The sequence below is a fragment of the Acinetobacter defluvii genome (assembly GCF_001704615.3).
Taxonomy (GTDB): Bacteria; Pseudomonadota; Gammaproteobacteria; order Pseudomonadales; family Moraxellaceae; genus Acinetobacter; species Acinetobacter defluvii.
Genome location: NZ_CP029397.2, coordinates 670613 through 690177, shown reverse-complemented (window position 1 = coordinate 690177; position 19565 = coordinate 670613). Strand labels below are relative to the sequence as shown.

Sequence of the window (19565 nt, the reverse complement as noted above, 5' to 3'; positions counted from 1 at the left end):
TAAGTGAATTAAAAAGGTATTTTCATTGACTAAAAAATACCTTATGGATTTTTGGATTAATCTTTATCTGCTGGGAAAGCATTCGGTGGTGGTGCATATTTATTGATTGGTTTTTTGTTTTCTTCAGGTGCTTCAAGTTCATACACAACTGTACCGATAATTCCTGCATTATCGATTGAACCATTATCTGAGTTTGCAGCATAGGATTCCTCAGGTTTACCAAAAGTAAATGAAGCCACCGCATCAGCACTTTTACGGAAACCTTCGATGGTTAATGTGTCATGCGCATGTAGCACATAACCTGAGTTACTACGTGAAGCAGCACTTCCATCAATGACATCAATTCCATCTACACTGGTCACAATTTCAAAGGTTTTACTAGTGTTATTTTCATAATGCAGTTGATAACTTTGTCCTTCCCGACCAGCCAAATAATAGTTTGAACCGACCCGATATAAAGGAATCGTATCGCCACGATCATCAATAATCGTAAAACTAATTTTCCCACCTGCGACAGATATACCTTGAATGGGTTTACCCTGATATTGCTTATCCGCATATTGGACTTGGGTTTCTGCAAATGGAGAATTTGACTTACGTTTTAAATCCACTTCGGTCACTTGTGAGCCGATTTCATCGCCCCACTTGGTTCCCAATTTTTCATCACTCGCCACCTCATTATTTGCAGCATCGGCAGCGACATCCGCACTGGCTGTAGTTGATGAATTATGGGACACATCATTTTGTGATTGTTTTTTACTACAAGCAGCAAGAAATACACACAATAACAAGCAGATAAAATAATTTATAATTTTCATTCTTATCACCTTTTTTCAAATACGACTCAGCAACGCTTCAAAATTGATGCTGAGTTCAATTGAACAGTCATTTTAAGGCATTTAGATTATTATCGGATTCAGCATACCTGTGTATATTTCAGTTTAGCAATTGCTATTTTTTGCATTTATGTAAATACAATCCTTAAAAAATCACTTAGTCTGCTGGAAATGCATTTGGTGCAGCTGCATATCCTTTATCCTGCTGTGGTGAATAACCCTTCGGTGCTTTTAACTCATAAATCACAGTACCAATAATCCCTGTATTTTTAATCGAACCCTGTTTGCTATTGGCTGCATAAGATTGTTGTGGTGAACTAAATGTAAAAGATGCAACTGAAACATGACTTTTTCTAAATCCTTCAATCGAAATCGAACTATAAGGTCGGAGTACATATCCACTTTTTTGACGAGAAGCTTGGCGACCATCGAGGACATCCAAACCATCGATACTTGCCACCACTTCAAAGGTTTGAGCGCTGCTGTTGCTATAGTGCAACTAGTAACTTTACCCATCATTTCCCGAAAGAAAATAGTTTTTCCCATCACGATATAATGCTAAATGAGGATTGATATTTTCTGCTTGTATGGCTGAAGCTTTTGCGCTGTGTATTGGCGCAGGCGCATAAGGCTCAGCATTGGCTACCTTGTTGCATCACAGGTTGTGAGGAACACGCAGCAAGCAAACTTATAGAAATAAGATAGAGTAAATAGTGTGATTTCATCGCATGATCCTGTTGTTAGAATTATTCAACTCAGTATAAACTGTACCAAAACTAAGGGTTTGTAATCATTTGTAGAATAATGTTTAAAACTCACTCACACTATTGCGCCATTTATTAAACATTTAGAGCCTGTTTACATTGGTCGTAACGTTAAAATTTGCTCACTGCGTCCAAATGGTCCATGCACATCATGTAATACCGAACTGGTTAAGCCAATGCCATCTTCACCATATTGCTGTACTGTTTCTAAACCTAACCATTTACCTTGTGGTAAACGATATAAATGAATCTGTAAATCTAAGTTTGGGAAACCCCATTTAAAAGGTGGCTTTTGTCTTGCCACAATGCCATTCGCCGTATCAACCATGCCCATAAGTTTGACAAAGTCTGTGGTTTTTTGACCTTCAACCATATCCAATGCATTGCTTAACCACACAATACCCGCACCTTGGCGGCGTTGTTCTGTACGTGCTTCTATAGATTGAATATATCCCCCTGGCCACTGACGAATTTCTTGCCAAATTGGCAAGTTTTCAGGTGTGCCAATATTTTGATCTTCTAGGCCTGCGACATTTTGACTGTTATTGGTCATCATGCGCCAAGTTCTTGCCACGATACAAATTTTTCCTTGTGCAATCATTTCGGACTCAAGTAGTTCTATGGTTTTACCACCACGAATTACTTTTGTTCGGATGCTAAACTCACCCGCAGCAATCAACCCAAAAATATCTAAACTGATCCGTCCAATCCGCACATCATCTCGAGGAGAAAATCGTTCTAATTCAGCACAAATAATCCCTGTAGCGGGTGCCATGTGTTGCTCGTGTTCATTCCAAGCCCCTTGTGCATGTATGGTCGACTGATAATGTGCTGTGACTACACCTTGTTCATCTACAGTACGATTTAATAATTGATAATAGCTTGACATACTCTTCCCTGCATCTTGATAATTAAAATAATATTCCAGTAATTTATACAATTAAATCATTGTATTTTTGTACTCAATTTAAACAGAAATGTCCAATTTTTAGCAAAATAGTGAACCCTATAGTTCAGCATTTTACTAAAACCTTCTAAAGATTATTTTTAAAATTTTCTGTTGAAATCTAATTTAAAAACAATTACATAACTGTTCGTTTTTTGATTTATATCGCCATTACCCTACTGACTCTTCTGCTCCTCTCTAATATTCAACATGGATCACAAAGCAGATATGGTTCAGGTGATTTTGACAGATTCTATTTTAATTTTGGCGATTTCTATTTTAGTGGTTCGTTTTGCTTCATGGAAATTCCCCCATCAGTCATTCGGGAAAAACATCGTGATAAGCCATTACCGTATGGTAAAACGCCAAAACCTGAAGATGATGAGTTGGCTTAAAGTGCTAATAGGCACATGATTTAATTACTAAATCAGACAATACAATAAATATGATTAATCATTGGGTATTTGTAGATATCGTCCATTTTCAAATATCCAATGCATTCCTACTTCAGGATCAGGTAGTCCATAACGTCGCCAATCACTGATTAACATATACTGTGAACTTTCTATTGTTCCATTACCATTTACATAACCATGACTCTCAGAATGGTAAATATTCGTTGTCGGCAGTTGTTGTCGATAAATAATGGTAACGCCATTTTGCTGTGGATATACTGGATAAGGTCGATTTGGGTAATGAGGATAACTTGGATAATGTCCCCATTGACCTGAGTTTTGCGGTGGTCTCACCGGGATTTGTTTGGTTTTAGTCAGACCATTTTGATCTGTGTATTGATAAGTGGTTGTAGGAACACGATGTTGATAGCGCTCTACACTCCCATAGCCTACCCAATCTTTAGCATCAGCAAATACAGAAGTAGACATCATCCCCAATATACCGACTATGACATTCAGACTCAGTAAATGTTTCATCTCCCCCCCTAGCAAAATGCTGTTGTTGTTATTTTAATATAAAATTAAAGATAAATAATGAATATTTTATAAACAAGTTAAATCTCATTTGAATATTCGCTATCTTTCAAACACACCATTTTAACTGCAATCTGCTAAGATATTTGTTTTAGTCTGATGGATGCTGTGCTGTGGCTGAACTAAGTTTTGACCGTCTACATCAATTTTTTTGTAAAGTACCCAGTGTGCAAAAAGCTTTTATCGACAGTTATGGTACAGATGGTAAATCTGCGTGGTGGTTTAAGTTTCAGATTAATATCGATCATCCGCTTGCATGGCAAACCGTACAAGAATTGGGACATGTGCTAAATTATATTTCTAAAAATGAGCGTCTACCCACCCAGTTTTTACCTATTTCTCCACCACCTTATATGAATGGTGAAGCGAAGCAATTTTTAGCATGGGTGATTCAGTGTAATCATGCTGATTTTCCACCCGATGTGGTCTGTGACTGGTTAGAAGCGCGTTTGCCAAAACCTGTTGAAGATGAAAGTCAGTGGAAAATTAAAACTGATTTGCATGAACTGGATAAAATCTCAGATAAAGATTTGGATAAAATGGTGTCACCAAATCCGCAACCATAACAAGCGATACAAATAAAAAGCCAAAGTTAAACTTTGGCTTTTTATTCAATTATTCTTCTCCAAGTCCCCACGCTTCTTTCATCGCTTGACTATTATTTTCAATACGATCTATGCGCTGCTGTACTTCAGCCGCAATTTTTGCATCTTTTTCTACGCCAATACCTTCAGCATATGCTTGATATGCCATCGGTAAAATATCATCATCTTTACCGCCATGCTGGAATGCGATGCTTGCCCATTTATAACTTTCTGGCGCATCTAAAACACGAGCTAAGTTTTGCATTGCATCAACGGAACCTAACTGTGCCGCATGTAAATATAGCTGTTTGGCTTTATCTTGATCTTGTTGTTTATCACTTTGATCTGTGTACCACACTGCTAAATAGTTCATTGCCTCCGCATCATTTAACTGAATCGCTTTTTCTAAATACTGAATACCGAGCTTAGTATTTGGCTTTTGCTTTTCATCTTCAGGGTATAAATAAGCATAGCCTAATTCAGTTAAAGCAATGGGATTATTTAATTGTGCAGCTTTTCCATACCAAGGCTTTTTTACTTTAAAATCATAGTCATCTTTTACAAGATGTATATAAGCATCGCTATAGCCTCGTTGACCTTGCTGAATATAAAAATCTTTGATTTCCTTCTCAATTTTTGTCGGAAAATCGGTAAATTCCTCTGTTAAATTCCAACCAATTCTATCCAAAACTGCCATTTTCTGTTTTAAAGTCGGTTGGGTTATCTGTTTATAGTTTTGAATTTCTTTACGCACATTATTATCATAAATCTGACTAAACTCTTGTGATGATGGTGCTTTCATTTTCTTTAAATCATCATCATCACAACTTTTTAAGCGGTAACCTGCATCCCATATATCCCCTAAACGATAACCTCGATATAACCATTGACATTGTTCAGCACTAAAACCTCTATAATTTGACGGCTCATCTAAAGTATCTGCCATCGCAATAAAAGCTTTGGGATCTTTATTTTTAATACCACGCGCAATCACAGGTTTTAGCGCATTCATTTCTTTTTTCATCTGTGCAGGTATGGAGAATGCCTGCGTAACTCGCTCCTCAGTCATTAATTGGCTAATCGCATCCCAATTGCCTAATTTTGCTGACTTAAGTAATAAATCTCTGTTAATTTTATAATTTGCAGGTAAATATCGAAAATCATTGGTAGAAAGATAATACTGACTCAACAAATACATCGCCTCAGCATCCCCTTCATCTGAAGCTTTTTTGAGGAGTGCAATGGCTTTTTGATGATCTATCCCGATTTTTTCACTGCCTGTTTGCAACTCTTTCGCTTGCGTGACTAAAGGATTTTCCGCAAAAGCCGAAGTTGAACTCAACATTGCAACAGCAAGGACTAGGTTTAGAAATGGTGCTTTAAATTTTTTCGAAAGTTTATATTTTTGCAGAGTTTTTTGCATATTTAAGCTCAAGTTTTTAATTAAATTATTTTGAGCAGCAATTATGCACTGAATCATTCACCATTCAGTACATAATTTACAAATTTATAAATTAAATCAGAATGTTGAAAGTCCACTCCACTCCATAAAACGATACACACCGTATTTCAGTTTCGATTCATCCGCATATTTCGAATAATCCACACTCATATGGCGATCATTTAAATTTGACCAAGCCGTATTAAAATACTGCTCTGCATCAATAAAAACTTGCTGTTGTGGGGTGCCTACAACACGTAAATCAGTTTCTAAATTATAATTTTTTAAATTACGTGCCGTGAAATTTGCTGAGCCTAAAACCATTTCAGCCGATTGAGCATTGTGTTTAATCAACATCTTACTATGACATTGCTCCCCTTGGGTATTACACCAACGCACATCAATACCCGCATCATTGAGCTCTGATGCAACTTGACGATTGGGTATGCCATTTTTCTGACGTCCAAAAGCATCTTTATTCGGATCCAGTAAAATGCGTAACTTTGCGCCACGTTGTTTTGCAGCGATTAATTCTTTTATGATCTTACGTTCAGATAAATAAAACATTGCCAAGTCGATCTGATCATTGGCTTTTGCAGTTTTTAGCATTTTTAAAACTGCATCATAAATCGCCTGTTCCGTCAGCACTTGCACTTGTGGGTTATTGCTATTTTCAGGTAATTTGCCCACGATCACAAAAGGTGTATCTCCACCTGACATCTGTGCTACGGGTTGTTCAGACTTCAACACATCAGTTGCGACAGCACCATTCACCAACAATGCCACATTAGAATGACGAGAACTCCCATCATGTGGATTTGCCGAAGTGACAATGGTTTTCCACCCCTCATTGGTATCCACCACAATGGTTTTACGATGATTGGCTTTGAAATTAAATAAATTTAAATAACTACGAATGGTAATCGGCTCTTTGCCAAATGGATTATTCAACCAGCCTTTTTCAGCATTATTTCCCAAGTCTTGACAACATAAATACCAAAAACCTGACCATGTCGGATTGGATGCACGAAGTGGTGTGAGATTGGTTTCAATCACCTCAATGCCCCCTTGACGTAATTTCCGATATTGTTCAGGAGCAACCCCACCATAAACGGAGTTGATTGGATCAGTGATAAATTTAATTTCAAGGGTTGGATTCACCACTTTTTGATTAATCAATGCTTCTGTGAGTTGATGCGTCAATGCCCGATGTTGAAGTTTTGAATCACCAATTTCTTGGTTAAATAAAAACATATCTACGACAATCGTGGTTTTGGCTTGTTTAATGAGATTTAAAATTTCATCAAAAATATAATGGTCTAAGTGTTGTCTACCTTGCGCATCCATATAGGTTCGGTCTGCAATAAACTTCACGTCAGCATGGCGTAAAGGACCTGTAAAGTTCAGTCCACTTGGTATAGGTTTAACTGTATGATAGATCGCAGAAGATAAATATCCGAAGATCAAGACTGCACAAATTAAACCTAAATAACGTCGTTTAGACCAATTCAACTTACTGTGAATTTTATTGAAGATACGCATATTAAAAAACCTAGTCTGTTATAAGCAGACTAGGTTGAATTGCTTTATTTTTCAATGATGGTTTGGTGAAGGATTGAAAATTTTAGAATTTATAATTAATCCCAACCACAAAGTTACGTCCAACTTGTGGAATACTCGACAAGAATGAACTATGTTCATAGACTGTTTCGTCCAGTAAATTGTTGGCATTTAAATAAACTGTGGCTTCTTGTTTATATGCAAATGGGTATCTATAAGCCACCCCTACATTGACCATGTTATAGCCTTTGGTTTCTTTTTCGTATGCAGCAAACTTATCTTGATTAAATACATGAGAGTATTCTGCCGAACCAGACCAATTATCATCAAAGTTAGCTGTCACACGGGTACCCAAACGCCCTGCTGGAACGCGTGGCGCATTTTTATTGTCGATTTTGCCACGGACATAATCACCAAATAGACTTGCGTTATAAACATCATTGAACTGATACGCAATTGCCGCTTCGGTACCATAGAATTTTGCTTCATCTTGGCTATATTGGATCAAACGGAAATTCTTATACTGGTCTAAAGTACGTGCATAAATGTAGTTATCAAACCAATTATGATACAAATGAACATGATAGCTTAATTGATCACCTTTATAATGCAGCCCTAACTCGACATTATTGGATTTTTCTTTATCTAAGTTCTCATCGCCCAATTCATAAGTATTGGTCGCAAAATGTCCACCATGCGAATATAGCTCTTGTGCTGAAGGCAGACGTTGCTGATGTGATGCAGACAATGACAAGGTGTAATCAGGTATAAATTCCCAATTTGCAGCACCCGATACCGAGACTGCATTGCCATCATAGTCTTTTTGCGTTGAATCAATCTCTATTTTTTGATGATCAAAGCGAGTACCTAACTCCACATGTACATCGCCAAATTGACGATGTTCTAAACCAAATAAACTATATTTTTGGGTTTTATTAGGTGCAAAAAGTGCTTCTTCACCAGTAATATCCAGTTTTTGTTGGCTCGCTTGTACACCCCATACACCTTCCCATTGCGCCAAAGGATTGTGTACTAATTCAATACGCCCATCATAACCTTTACTTTTGAAAGTGGTCATCGCTTCATCACCTTCAATTTCATCATGCTGATAATCGGTATAACTGGCTTGGGCACGTAGTTTTTTAAAGCCTGTAAATGGATCCTTTAACTCTGAACGGAAATCATAGCGTTCTGATTTTAAATCAATCCACGGCCCAGCACCATGCTCGTGATCATGCTCATCATGGTCGTGTCCATGACTATGCCCGTGATCATGTCCATGTTCGTCTTTATGCTCATGATCGTGGTCTTCTTCGTGCGGTTCACAATGTAATTTTAAGTCATGTAAATGGCATGCTTCATATTCATGGCTATGTCCAGGTAAACCGTATTTATCTTTACGATTACTATAGGAAACGCCTGCAAAACCACGCTCCCCGATCCAAGACAAACCAACATTAACATTGTCAGACTCAGCAAAGGTATTGCCTACACGTCGTTCTTTTTCAAAGTCACCATCTTCATGTTCATGAAAATAGTTTGGTGAAATATAATCATTGGCTTCACGAGTTAAACCTTCTACACGTAAAGCAACATTTGAACCTAAGCCAACAGTTACACCAGCATTTGCTAGTTTTTCATCATTGCCAGAGTTATAACGTACCCCAACATGTCCTTCTTGCCCATTTACAGGCATTTTACTTGGAATTTTTGAATCCGTGACATTCACCAAACCACCCACCGAACCTGCGCCATAAAGTAAAGTCGATGGACCACGAATAATATCAATTTTTTCTGCAAGTTGAGGATCAACGGTTACGGCATGGTCAGGAGATAGACTTGAAACATCAATAGTTTCCGTTGCATTTTGCGTTACTTTCACTCGTGCGCCTTCTTGCCCACGAATTACAGGGCGACTCGAACCTGCACCAAAGCTATTTGAATAAACACCTAGTTCTTGTTTAAGTGCTTCACCGAGTGTTGAACCACTTTGTTGTAAATGTGCACGATTCACTGTTTGATCAGCAACCCCAAAATCTTGCGTACTTTGTTCCAAAGGGTGAGCTGTAAAGGTAACTGCTTCTAATTGTTGTACTTCATCTTTGCTACTTTGGTTGTTTTGAATAGGTTGAGAAATATCATCCGCCCACACAGAACCTGCAAAAGCGGCTGTAATTGAAAGTGCCAAAATATGTTTTGAAAAAGACATGTGATCGCTCGCAAAGCATCATTTTTTAAATTATCGTTATAATATAACATTACAACATATTTGCAATAAAAAACATTTGATTTACTTAAATTCAGTACACTGCCTAGAGCTTTTGATTATTTATACTTTTGTTGTTTATGCCTTTCACCATTTCTCATGCTGTCTTAGCGCCCCCTATTTCTAAACTTACTGGGCATCGACTACCGATTGCTGCATTGGCGATCGGTTGTATGACACCTGATTTATATCGTTTATTTACCAATGCAGATTACAATCAGTCACATCAATGGTCAGGTTTAATTTTCCCAAATCTATTGATTGGGCTATTTTTTTGTATACTTTGGTATGCATTGTATCGCCCAATGTTTTTTGCATTTTCAGGACTAAATAAACCTTTAAATATAAATAATTTAAATAATTTTTCAGGATTTATACTTGGTATTATTTTCTCAATTTGGGTCGGTGTGGCAACACATATTCTTTGGGATGGGATTACCCATGTCGACTTTCGGACTTTCGCCTTCAAAGAGATTTTAAGCTACCCAATCCACATTTTTCAGCATAGTTATCCCTTGCACCGCGTGTTACAAATCGGTATGTCCGCATTCGCATTGCCAGTTTTATTGTGGATGATTTATCGACATCATCAACATTATCGACAAACTCAAGCAGTACATAAAAATATCAAAATTTATGTAATTGCTGTATTTTTATTTTCTCTATGGGCAGGCATTTTAAGTTATTTATATTTTGCTGAAGGATCATATTCCGATGCATTTTCCCACGATTTGTATAGCTATGTCGGCAAATCTATTAATTATTTTTTTAGAGCTTTTTTAACCACATTGAGTTTTGGTAGTTTAATTTTCATCATTTTAAAGCGAAGTGGTTCAATATTTTCTAAATCTTCCACATAACCCTGTTTTTCTATGTCAAATCAGCCTGAATTTTTATAGTTTTCCCGCTAAGTCCTTGTGACTATATGCCCAAAGAGGCATAATCCTACCTTCGAATAAAAGCGGTGCGCTGTTTACGCATACGCTAACCTTAACCCATATAGTTGGATTTCTAACGCTATGATGCGAACTCATTACTGCGGCTCATTGACTGAAGCCCAAATCGACCAAACCGTTACATTATGCGGTTGGGTTCACCGTCGCCGTGACCACGGTGGTGTCATTTTTCTTGACATGCGTGACCGTGATGGTCTTGTGCAAGTGGTGATTGACCCTGATACCCCTGAAGCATTTGCAACTGCTGACAAAGCACGTTCAGAATATGTATTAAAAATCGTAGGACGTGTACGTCGTCGCTATGAAGGCACTGAAAATGCCAATATGGTGAGTGGTCAAATCGAAGTTTTAGGTAAAGAAATCGAAGTTCTTGCTGCGTCTGAAACTCCTCCATTCCCATTGAATGATGAAAATGCCAACATTTCTGAAGAAGTGCGTTTGAAATATCGTTTCCTTGATATTCGTCGTCCAGAAATGATTGACCGTTTGCGTTTCCGTTCTAAAGTAACGACATTAATTCGTAACTACTTAGATGAACACGGTTTTCTTGACGTTGAAACACCGATCTTGACGCGCGCAACGCCAGAAGGCGCACGTGACTACTTAGTCCCAAGCCGTGTTTCCAATGGTAGTTTCTATGCACTTCCACAATCACCACAATTATTCAAACAATTGTTAATGGTGGGTGGTATTGACCGTTATTATCAAATCGCAAAATGTTTCCGTGACGAAGACTTACGTGCGGATCGCCAACCTGAATTCACTCAAATCGACATCGAAACATCGTTCTTAAACGATGACGACATTATGGATTTGATGGAAGGTATGACCGTTAAGATGTTCGATGAACTTCTTGGCGTAAAATTCGACAAATTCCAACGCATGACCTATGCAGATGCAATGCGTGACTATGCATCGGATAAACCCGACTTACGTATTCCTTTGAAATTGGTTGACGTTGCGGACATGATGCAAGACGTTGAATTCAAAGTATTCGCAGGTCCTGCAAAAGACCCTAAAGGTCGTATCGTTGCGCTTCGTGTACCGGGTGCAGGTTCACTTCCACGTAGCCAAATCGACGAATATACTAAATTCGTGGGTATCTACGGTGCGAAAGGCTTGGCTTACATCAAAGTCAACGAACTTGAAAAAGGTATCGAAGGTCTTCAATCTCCAATTGTTAAATTCATCGAGCCAATCGTGCTTGATTTGTTGAAACGTGTTGGCGCTGAAAATGGCGATATCGTATTCTTCGGTGCAGACAAAGCCAAAGTTGTAAACGATGCAATGGGCGCTTTACGTATCAAGATCGGTCACGACATGAACATGGCAACCTGTGAGTGGGCGCCTCTTTGGGTGGTTGACTTCCCAATGTTTGAAGAAACTGACGATGGTAAATGGACATCTGTTCACCACCCATTCACACTACCTAAATCAAGTGTTGAAGAAGTGAAGAACAACCCAGGGGAAGCATTGTCTGTTGCTTATGATATGGTATTGAACGGTACTGAAATCGGTGGCGGTTCACTGCGTATCTATACTTTAGAAATGCAAAAAGCCATTTTTGAAGCTTTAGGTATTGGTGAAGAAGAAGCAGAAGAGAAATTCAGCTTCTTATTAAATGCCTTGAAATTCGGTGCACCTCCTCACGGTGGTTTAGCATTCGGTCTTGACCGTTTGGTGATGTTAATGACTGGTTCATCGTCTATTCGTGATGTGATTGCATTCCCGAAAACTAAGACTGCTGAATGCCCATTGACGCAAGCACCAGCACCAGTTGAGTCAAATCAATTGCGTGACTTAGGTATTCGTTTACGTGAAAAACCTAAAGCGGAAGAATCAAAATAATCATTTAGATGATGCTAAGACCCTGCACTTGCAGGGTTTTTTATATCCAATAAAATAAACTACTTAATAGTACCCAAATCATCAAATTTTGGATTAAATTGAGATTAGTTCTCAAAGATGGCATACTATCTGCGTTCTTTTCATAGGTATTTCCCCATGGCTATGCGTCCTGATGTTCGTCGTCATACGATTGTTCTTATTGCTTTTTCACTTATTCAATGGGGTTTTGTCTTATATATTTTAAATCATCAACTTTTTGACTTAGATAAATCCGAACGCATTTTATTATTTTGCTTGAGTTGTTTTGGTGGTGGTTTTCTGATTATGGCTTCTTTAATTTATTTGGTTATTAAAGGCAATGCGGATCGTTAACTTAACCATGATAAATAAATAGGAGTCTTATTGGTTAATAATAAAGTAATAATTATATAATATTAACTTTACTACAGAGTAGTCATTTCATCTAATATTATAGAATGATATTGACAAAACACATTATGTTTAAAATTATGCAGAGCAATCTTTATTCGAGACAAGCCACAGTATTCATTTCAATATTATTTCTCGTTTTTTTCTTTTATTATATTTTAAATGAAAAATTTCGACTCTGGTATATTTCTCTTGCTTTTGTAGTTGCTTATTTGTATACATTTAAAAAAAATATAATTTCAATAAAACCTAATCTAACACTTATGATACTTTGTTGTATTAGCATTTTTACTTGTACATTAAGTTATTATTTATTTGATCGCTTAGATGACTTACCGAGTAAAGGCTACTTAAAAACTTATAAACGTTTAATTGATCAATATTTTTATTTTTTAGCTTTTTTAACCTTACCTACAATATTTTACGCTTATAAATTTACACCAAAGATATTTTTTACAACTATATATATTGCACTAATATTTACAGGAGGTTATATCACATATTTTAATATTTTTTTTGACTTTAATCGAGGACAATTATCAGCTTTTTTTAATCCTATTATTACTTATAATATTGGTTTAATTTCATTGAGTGTCTTAGGGTTATTTTATGCATTTTATGATCAAAGCAAGAAATCATATGTACTTTTAACGATAAGTTTGATCAGCATGTTTAGTCTAATTCTACAAGGCACTCGCGGAGCATGGTTAGCTCTTCCCTTTATTTATTTTCTTATTATCAGCAGTTATTTTAAACAACAAAATAAAAAGTGCTTATTTTTCCTTGCTACACTATTTATATTTATTGCAGTAAATATTGCATTACCTAACTCACCATTAAAAAATAGAATGAATGCTTTTCAACAAGACTCAGTAAATATTCAAGAAAGTGATTATCAAAATAGTACAGGTCTTCGATTGCTACTTTGGAAAAACTCAATTGAACTCTTTAAAACACAACCCGTTTTAGGCATTAGTCTTTATGGTGTTGAAAAAAACAATTGTGAATTACAAACTCAAGGGAAACTTCCACAATGCTTTCAACATCAACACAGTATTTATTTTAATGAGCTAGCCGCACATGGTTTACTTGGCATATTTGGATTATTAATTACACTGCTTTTACCTTTTATTTATTTTGTTAAAAACTTCAGTCGATCAAATGAAAATTTAAAATTATTAACACTCTCGGGTGCAGCATTCGTGTTTTATTTTGCAGTATGTGGTTTGACAGAATATTATTTATTCTTCCTAAATACGACATATATGTACTTTTTAATTGTTGCTACGTTAATCAGTTTTATTCAGTTAGAAAAACATCAATTCAAGAAAAAACTATAATTTAAATACTCCCCTATTTTATATAATTTTAGGGGAGTACTTTTATATTGCACTAAGTTAAGAATAATATTTTTTTAAAGTTAACTTATATAATCTTTTAATCAATGAAATTTTCAAACGTTCAAAAAAAGACTTCTTCTGAATTTTCTTTGCTTGTAAACTTTGCCGCTCTTCTTCTAAATAACTTTGTCCTGTGGCACACTCTGCTAATTCTGGATGATCAAATAAATGTGTTGCATAAAAATTTAAGTTTTTATCCTCGTCATATAACTCACCCCAATGGTCATAAACTTTTGGCAGATGGTGATAATCAACAAAGGTTTTCGCCATTTTGCGATCTACAATATACGCATAAGCATAAGAAAAACGGCGAATATAAAGTAGATTTACCTTTAAAACCTTTTTCTCCACTAAGGTTTCTGGCAAAAAATGTCCTCTCACATATCGATTCACATATAACTGAATACCACCGAGACTTAAAAAAAACTTCTCATTTAAACCTAATTGCTCAATTTTTTCCTGTAATTCATCTAAATCAAAATCAGATCTAGTCTCAGCATCGTCTTCAAAAATACAAGCATATTTTTCATCTGATGCTAAAAAATCCTTTAAAGCAGCTACATGAGATAAAGTACAGCCAAGTTCTGCTGGACTTAATGCCCTTTGCTTTGATGCAACCGCAAGTTTAAAATATTCTGAGGTAGGTATATGTGTACCAATTACTCCAAATTTTTGAAAATCGTGCTGATATCGCTTAAAAGTTTTCTGAGAAAAAAAAGCTTTTAAACGTGGACTTTCAGCACTTTCAATACTAATAAGATATTTTTTCAAAATTCTATCCAAAGTTTTAAATCATAAAATACAAATGCTTTTACCTGATGCGATATAACTGAGATTCATTGAATACTCTATTCCTTTGTTGTGTGAATTTGTGGAATTTTATCAAAATTAAATTTCTTTAGCTTTTTTTCCGCATGGGACATTAAAAAAAATAAAATTAAAATTAAAAAAATTCCAGAAATATTTACAATCAATCCAAAAGTATCAATATAAGATATTTTTAAGTTTAGAACTGCACACAATAAAATAAATGCCAACAAAATTTTAATTATTTTAAAAACCTTCTTTACACGTTTATCCGTTTTTAGTTTTAAATAAGCAACATTTAATGGAGAAACTAAAACTTCATCATAAAAATTATAATGTTCCCTATATAACTGATAATAAGCTTGATGTACAATATGCTTATCTTTACTCATCAAATCAGTTAAACTTGATAAATTTTTATGTTTTCTATAATAAAATAAATACTCAGGAATAATAAAAACATTCGGGTTAATTTTCGCTATTTTTAAATATAAATCCCAATCTTCACAAACTTTTAGTGATGTATTATAACCCCCCACTTGATCAAATAAGTCTTTTTTAACTGCCATAATAGAGGGAAATAACGTATTATGAAAATAAAACTCCTCTAAATTAAATTTTTTAATTTTAATTTTTTTCTGGGAACGCCCAATTTCTTGAACATAACATGCGACCATTGAGGCATTATTATATTGTAAGAAAGCGCTTACCACTTTTTCTACATACAAAGTATCGATCAAATCATCTGCATCTAAAAAGACTAAAATATCTCCTTTTGCTTGCTGAACAGCATTATTGCGTGCAGCTGCAACGCCCATATTTTTTTGCTGAATAGTGATAATATCTGATAAATAATTTTTAATCGTTTTTACTTCAAAAATTGGCGTAGAAGAACCATCATCAATAATAATATGCTCAATATTATTATATGACTGACTCTTTACACTTATAATAGTTTCAATAATTGTTGTCTGATTATTGAAAAATGGTGTAATAATTGAGACTAAAGGAGAACTTTGCATAAAAAATTTAGAGTTAACTAAATACTTAATAAGTATACACTATAGTCTATTTTATTTTTCATTTTTTAAAAATCATTGAAAAATAACATTTAAAATCAATTACTTTCATATAATTAATTTAAATATATTTTACATTTTTTTTTGGAATATTTTTAACCCATTGAACCCAAAAAAGTAATTGAGAATTATTATCAATTATTTATATTGAGATAATAGATAGGCATTAAATGAATTTGGAATAATATCTTTTATATAATTTAATTTATGAATCATAGTGTTATTTAGTATTTCATCATATTTTTTTTGATCTAGTTTTTCATTTTGTACAATTTGCAATAAATGAACCAAAGTATCATCTAATTTTAAAAAATCTGTTTCATTTAAATACTTTTCCAGTAATTGATTAAACATAATTTGAAAAAAGAAATAGTGTGGAATATGGCTTTGCGTTTTCCAATAATTCAACATTATTTCTACGCAAATATGCATGAGCTGATTATCTTTTTTTCCTACAATAAAACTATTTAATACATTAACTACATGCTCATCATTCCAGCCAAAATAATCTGCATTAAATGCTGTCCAAAATTCTTTATTTTGTGCAGAATCCATACGTTGAAACATAAAAAAATCTTGCTGTAAAATAACGGAGTCAATGGGTGCAGTTAATAGAATGGTCGCATCAACCCAAACCCCCCCATATACATCTAACAAAGCCAAACGAATTAAATCAGCAAAAAATGCAGGTTTAAATTCTGGATTTTTTTTCTTTTCCCACACAAAATCTGGAAAATCCAAATATTCTTTTACACTTTCTTCATCCAATCGTATGACTTGATAATCACCTTTAAAACGGTCAATAGAAGCAAAACATAAATTTACTGTGTCATTTTGCTGTGCAGCTGCAAAACCTTGTCCCCAGTACTGCCAAATAATTTTTTGATCAGAGAATTGTTTTTTTGCTTTTAATTGAAAAGACTCTAACTTTCCAGAAAAGTATTGATCTAAAAAAATATTCCACAATTGAGCAACATGTTTCTTCTGCAAAATGTTGGCTTGGTATTGCTCTAGTTTACGTTTTTCTTTTGGTATAAAGGTTGAATAGAAAGTTCGCCATGGTTGCTTTTTTAAACGCTTTAAACGAATTGTTTGCTCTTCATCTTGGGCAAATAGGTTTTCTACTTGGTGCATATAATTTCACTATTGTCTAATGTGCCTTGGTTTACTGTCTAACTAACTATCTATTAAAAATAACCAATTAATTTTTTAAAGCGATTGTTTAAACTTTTATATGTTGTTTCATCATAACGTTTAAACACATCAAACCACTGATCTTCACCCAAATAATGTATTTCAAATAAATCAGGTTGTTCCAATAATGCTTGTAAATAAACCCCTTGATCATCATCGACTACATTTTGTGCAAGCATTTGTTTTTGACAAGTATATACTAATTTAAAAAAATCGATCCATTTTTCAGGTGCTGCAACAATCACCCCCCCAATAATAAAAGCCTGATTATTAAAAATTGCATGCTGTACATTTTCAGCAGTTAGCTCAAAGGTTTTTTTAATCGAGAAAAAATGAACTTTATGCTTAGAAAATGTAAAATTCCATTTTTTAATTTTACTGAGAGTTTTTAAATTACGACAATAACCAAAATCAACCCATGCCGCTAAATCACCATGAATTAATCCTTTTTGAATTGCTTGATTAACAAAGTATGATTTTAAATTTGTAACAAGCACGTATTCAGGTGACCAGTATTCAGGATTCTGTAATTGCTCAGTGCCAATATTTTCTCGAAAAGCTTCACTATTCTGAATCTTTGAAATTTGCTGTTTAATATTAAAAAAATTATCATCTAAACAAATATCAATAATCGTCGTTGGCTTATTACCTCGGATCTCTTTAATTTGATCAACATAATCTCGACTGGTAAAAACTACCATATCATTTTCGAGCTGGGCTAAATTCGAAAAATATTTAAAATATTTATCATTGGAACGTTGTAAATAGCATGGGTGTCCATTTTCTACACTCCATCCGCCACGTCCAATATCAAAGAATGCGGTAATAATCGTAATCGACATTCTATTCACCTATTTTGGATACTGACTTAACATGATTTTAAAAATTCTTTTTAAAAGAGAAACTTTCCATTTATCAAAAATAGATTTTTTGAATTTATCTTCTTTATTTAACAATTTACGCTCTTGCTCAATATAACTCTGTCCTGAACGCATTTCATCAAGCTCAGGGTGATCAAATAAGAATGTCGCATAAAACTGACAGTGAGCGTCATAATCACGCATCTGCGACCAATGATCACAACCTTTTGGAATCTCGTGATAACGAATTAATAATTCAGCCATTTTTCGGTCAATAATATAAGCATAAGTATAAAATAAGCGTCCAAAATATACAGGGTGTAGTTTCAATACTTGGGCTTGATTAATCTTATTTTTTAAAAAAGTACCACGTACAGTTTTACTACTTCTCAGTTGAATACCGCCCATACTGAGAAAAAAACATTCTTGTAAATTTAAAGCTGTAACTTGTGTCTCTAAGTCATTTAAATCTATATCGTTTAAACAAATCGCATCATCTTCAAAAATACAGGCATATTGTTCATCTGATGCCAAGAAGTCTTTAAATGCATTGACATGCGACAAAGTACAACCTAGTTCAGCAGGACTGAGTGCTTTTTTACGCCCTGCGACAGCAAGTTTAAAATATTCAGCCGTTGGCAGTTGTGCGCCGATCACTCCCATTTTGGTAAATTCACTTTGATATTTTCCAAATGTTGGTTGTGCAAAGAAGCTTGCCAATCTTTCGCTGCCTTCCTTTTCAATACTGATTAAATATTTTTTCACTGCACGAACCTGAAACATTAATTTGGAAAAGAAGCATTATATTTCATTCACCATTTAAATAGTATTTCTCATCTGGTCGATGAATAGATTTTTTACAGTAACACGATTATGATGTTGGTTTTTATTGGATTGATCACTTGATATGACTGCACTTGGTTTTTCTTCTGAGTATTACCATATAAAGATCGAAGAACTGCTTCAACTCAGTGATTCAAATGCGGATCTGCAACTGAAAAATGATCATCCACATATTCAAACAGATGATGTGATTTTATTTATTGGTAAAGAATCCAAAAGTATTGCTGACAGCCTATTTCAAGGGCGTGAAGTCTTACGCCAAGCACAGCAACAAGGTTTAACCCATTTTCCAACATGGATCATGTTTGAGCAACGTGCACCACAATTGGGAATTTTGGCACTACTTAAACCGATTCGTAAGAAATATCTTGATTTTTCAACGCAAAGTTATGAAATTGCGCTCAGTGATATTATTGATAATCATCTCGAACGTAATTTAAAAACTGAAGAAACGGCTTATAATTACAGTGATCGTAATAAATGGGGGGTGCCCAAAGATCAACGTCAAAGCCGTTTTCATGACATTGATCTGTCCTTTAAAGAGCATGGTTATGATAAAACTTATCCGATGGCGATCATGTTGTGTCGTGGTTTGGGGGTAAAAGATAAGTTGCATCAAGGGCATCATCGTATGTTTTTTTGCCGAAAATACAATATTCCCTATGTTCAAGTACAATTTTTAGCAACCAACAGTTTTTCAGGGCATCTCAAAACTTTGTTTTTATGGTTAAATAAAACCCTTAAATATAAGCAAGTGAACTAG

Annotated in this window: 17 protein-coding genes and 2 pseudogenes; 7 read left to right on the top strand and 12 right to left on the bottom strand. The window is 34.9% G+C overall.

Annotation, left to right across the window (positions count from 1 at the left end; genetic code table 11):
• Positions 1-56: 56 nt before the first annotated feature.
• The 3 genes and pseudogenes from DJ533_RS05675 to DJ533_RS05665 form a co-directional block, all read right to left on the bottom strand.
• Positions 57-818, bottom strand: coding sequence for a hypothetical protein (locus tag DJ533_RS05675; protein ID WP_065994326.1), 762 nt, complete (start codon positions 816-818; stop codon positions 57-59).
• A gap of 175 nt (positions 819-993) precedes the next feature.
• Positions 994-1398 (bottom strand): annotated as a pseudogene (locus DJ533_RS05670) (hypothetical protein); the annotation flags it as partial.
• A gap of 296 nt (positions 1399-1694) precedes the next feature.
• Positions 1695-2489 carry a thioesterase family protein gene (locus DJ533_RS05665; protein WP_065994325.1) on the bottom strand — a complete coding sequence of 265 codons (795 nt, stop codon included), beginning with the start codon at positions 2487-2489 and terminating at the stop codon, positions 1695-1697.
• A gap of 182 nt (positions 2490-2671) precedes the next feature.
• On the opposite strand from DJ533_RS05665, the pseudogene DJ533_RS05660 reads away from it, so the two are divergent.
• Positions 2672-2941: pseudogene (locus tag DJ533_RS05660) on the top strand (phosphate-starvation-inducible protein PsiE); the annotation flags it as partial.
• Between the two features lie 54 nt (positions 2942-2995).
• On the opposite strand, the gene DJ533_RS05655 reads toward DJ533_RS05660, so the two are convergent.
• A complete protein-coding gene (locus tag DJ533_RS05655) occupies positions 2996-3478 on the bottom strand; it encodes an RcnB family protein (protein ID WP_065994324.1) in 483 nt (160 codons plus the stop codon).
• A 170-nt stretch (positions 3479-3648) separates the two neighbouring features.
• Between DJ533_RS05655 and DJ533_RS05650 the strand changes: the two genes are divergently transcribed.
• The gene (locus DJ533_RS05650) at positions 3649-4101 is read left to right on the top strand and encodes a hypothetical protein (RefSeq protein ID WP_065994323.1); all 453 of its coding nucleotides are present in this window, start codon (positions 3649-3651) and stop codon (positions 4099-4101) included.
• A 49-nt stretch (positions 4102-4150) separates the two neighbouring features.
• Here DJ533_RS05650 and DJ533_RS05645 read toward each other — a convergent pair whose 3' ends face one another.
• The 3 genes from DJ533_RS05645 to znuD all read right to left on the bottom strand — a co-directional run bounded on the left by DJ533_RS05645 (position 4151) and on the right by znuD (position 9329).
• Positions 4151-5542, bottom strand: a complete 1392-nt coding sequence (locus tag DJ533_RS05645) for a tetratricopeptide repeat protein (RefSeq protein WP_171488535.1) — start codon at positions 5540-5542, stop codon at positions 4151-4153.
• 96 nt (positions 5543-5638) lie between these two features.
• On the bottom strand, positions 5639-7102 hold the full coding sequence (locus tag DJ533_RS05640; protein ID WP_065994321.1) for a phospholipase D family protein: 1464 nt from the start codon (positions 7100-7102) through the stop codon (positions 5639-5641).
• An 82-nt stretch (positions 7103-7184) separates the two neighbouring features.
• Positions 7185-9329 (bottom strand): zinc piracy TonB-dependent receptor ZnuD, encoded by a 2145-nt coding sequence (znuD, locus tag DJ533_RS05635; protein WP_065994320.1) that lies wholly within the window; start codon positions 9327-9329, stop codon positions 7185-7187.
• Positions 9330-9466: 137 nt separating this feature from the next.
• Here znuD and DJ533_RS05630 point away from each other — a divergent pair, with 137 nt between their 5' ends.
• The 4 genes from DJ533_RS05630 (at position 9467) to DJ533_RS05615 (ending at position 13959) form a co-directional block, all read left to right on the top strand.
• A complete protein-coding gene (locus tag DJ533_RS05630) occupies positions 9467-10246 on the top strand; it encodes a DUF4184 family protein (RefSeq protein ID WP_065994318.1) in 780 nt (259 codons plus the stop codon).
• Positions 10247-10405: 159 nt separating this feature from the next.
• Positions 10406-12190 (top strand): aspartate--tRNA ligase, encoded by a 1785-nt coding sequence (gene aspS / locus DJ533_RS05625; protein ID WP_065994317.1) that lies wholly within the window; start codon positions 10406-10408, stop codon positions 12188-12190.
• 156 nt (positions 12191-12346) lie between these two features.
• On the top strand, positions 12347-12562 hold the full coding sequence (locus DJ533_RS05620; protein ID WP_065994316.1) for a hypothetical protein: 216 nt from the start codon (positions 12347-12349) through the stop codon (positions 12560-12562).
• A gap of 125 nt (positions 12563-12687) precedes the next feature.
• A complete protein-coding gene (locus DJ533_RS05615) occupies positions 12688-13959 on the top strand; it encodes an O-antigen ligase family protein (RefSeq protein ID WP_065994314.1) in 1272 nt (423 codons plus the stop codon).
• A 57-nt stretch (positions 13960-14016) separates the two neighbouring features.
• Here the strand turns inward: DJ533_RS05615 and DJ533_RS05610 are convergent, their stop codons facing one another.
• The 5 genes from DJ533_RS05610 to DJ533_RS05590 all read right to left on the bottom strand — a co-directional run bounded on the left by DJ533_RS05610 (position 14017) and on the right by DJ533_RS05590 (position 18724).
• Positions 14017-14790, bottom strand: coding sequence for a glycosyltransferase family 25 protein (locus DJ533_RS05610; RefSeq protein WP_065994312.1), 774 nt, complete (start codon positions 14788-14790; stop codon positions 14017-14019).
• A 77-nt stretch (positions 14791-14867) separates the two neighbouring features.
• Positions 14868-15848: a glycosyltransferase gene (locus tag DJ533_RS05605; protein ID WP_065994311.1), complete on the bottom strand. Its 981-nt coding sequence runs from the start codon at positions 15846-15848 to the stop codon at positions 14868-14870.
• A 195-nt stretch (positions 15849-16043) separates the two neighbouring features.
• On the bottom strand, positions 16044-17039 hold the full coding sequence (locus tag DJ533_RS05600; RefSeq protein ID WP_065994309.1) for a capsular polysaccharide synthesis protein: 996 nt from the start codon (positions 17037-17039) through the stop codon (positions 16044-16046).
• 53 nt (positions 17040-17092) lie between these two features.
• Positions 17093-17941: a WlaTC/HtrL family glycosyltransferase gene (locus DJ533_RS05595; RefSeq protein WP_065994308.1), complete on the bottom strand. Its 849-nt coding sequence runs from the start codon at positions 17939-17941 to the stop codon at positions 17093-17095.
• A 9-nt stretch (positions 17942-17950) separates the two neighbouring features.
• Entirely contained in the window at positions 17951-18724 is a 774-nt protein-coding gene (locus tag DJ533_RS05590; protein ID WP_215900545.1) for a glycosyltransferase family 25 protein, read from the bottom strand.
• Positions 18725-18866: 142 nt separating this feature from the next.
• Between DJ533_RS05590 and DJ533_RS05585 the strand changes: the two genes are divergently transcribed.
• Positions 18867-19565, top strand: coding sequence for a hypothetical protein (locus DJ533_RS05585; protein WP_065994306.1), 699 nt, complete (start codon positions 18867-18869; stop codon positions 19563-19565).

Bases quoted from the DNA above. Each gene is read 5' to 3' on its own strand.
- znuD (WP_065994320.1), bottom strand. From the start codon at position 9,329: ATGTCTTTTTCAAAACATATTTTGGCACTTTCAATTACAGCCGCTTTT.
- DJ533_RS05585 (WP_065994306.1), top strand. From the start codon at position 18,867: ATGACTGCACTTGGTTTTTCTTCTGAGTATTACCATATAAAGATCGAA.
- DJ533_RS05600 (WP_065994309.1), bottom strand. From the start codon at position 17,039: ATGCACCAAGTAGAAAACCTATTTGCCCAAGATGAAGAGCAAACAATT.
- DJ533_RS05630 (WP_065994318.1), top strand. From the start codon at position 9,467: ATGCCTTTCACCATTTCTCATGCTGTCTTAGCGCCCCCTATTTCTAAA.
- DJ533_RS05675 (WP_065994326.1), bottom strand. From the start codon at position 818: ATGAAAATTATAAATTATTTTATCTGCTTGTTATTGTGTGTATTTCTT.
- DJ533_RS05620 (WP_065994316.1), top strand. From the start codon at position 12,347: ATGGCTATGCGTCCTGATGTTCGTCGTCATACGATTGTTCTTATTGCT.
- DJ533_RS05640 (WP_065994321.1), bottom strand. From the start codon at position 7,102: ATGCGTATCTTCAATAAAATTCACAGTAAGTTGAATTGGTCTAAACGA.
- DJ533_RS05645 (WP_171488535.1), bottom strand. From the start codon at position 5,542: ATGCAAAAAACTCTGCAAAAATATAAACTTTCGAAAAAATTTAAAGCA.
- DJ533_RS05655 (WP_065994324.1), bottom strand. From the start codon at position 3,478: ATGAAACATTTACTGAGTCTGAATGTCATAGTCGGTATATTGGGGATG.
- DJ533_RS05615 (WP_065994314.1), top strand. From the start codon at position 12,688: ATGTTTAAAATTATGCAGAGCAATCTTTATTCGAGACAAGCCACAGTA.
- aspS (WP_065994317.1), top strand. From the start codon at position 10,406: ATGATGCGAACTCATTACTGCGGCTCATTGACTGAAGCCCAAATCGAC.
- DJ533_RS05665 (WP_065994325.1), bottom strand. From the start codon at position 2,489: ATGTCAAGCTATTATCAATTATTAAATCGTACTGTAGATGAACAAGGT.
- DJ533_RS05595 (WP_065994308.1), bottom strand. From the start codon at position 17,941: ATGTCGATTACGATTATTACCGCATTCTTTGATATTGGACGTGGCGGA.
- DJ533_RS05605 (WP_065994311.1), bottom strand. From the start codon at position 15,848: ATGCAAAGTTCTCCTTTAGTCTCAATTATTACACCATTTTTCAATAAT.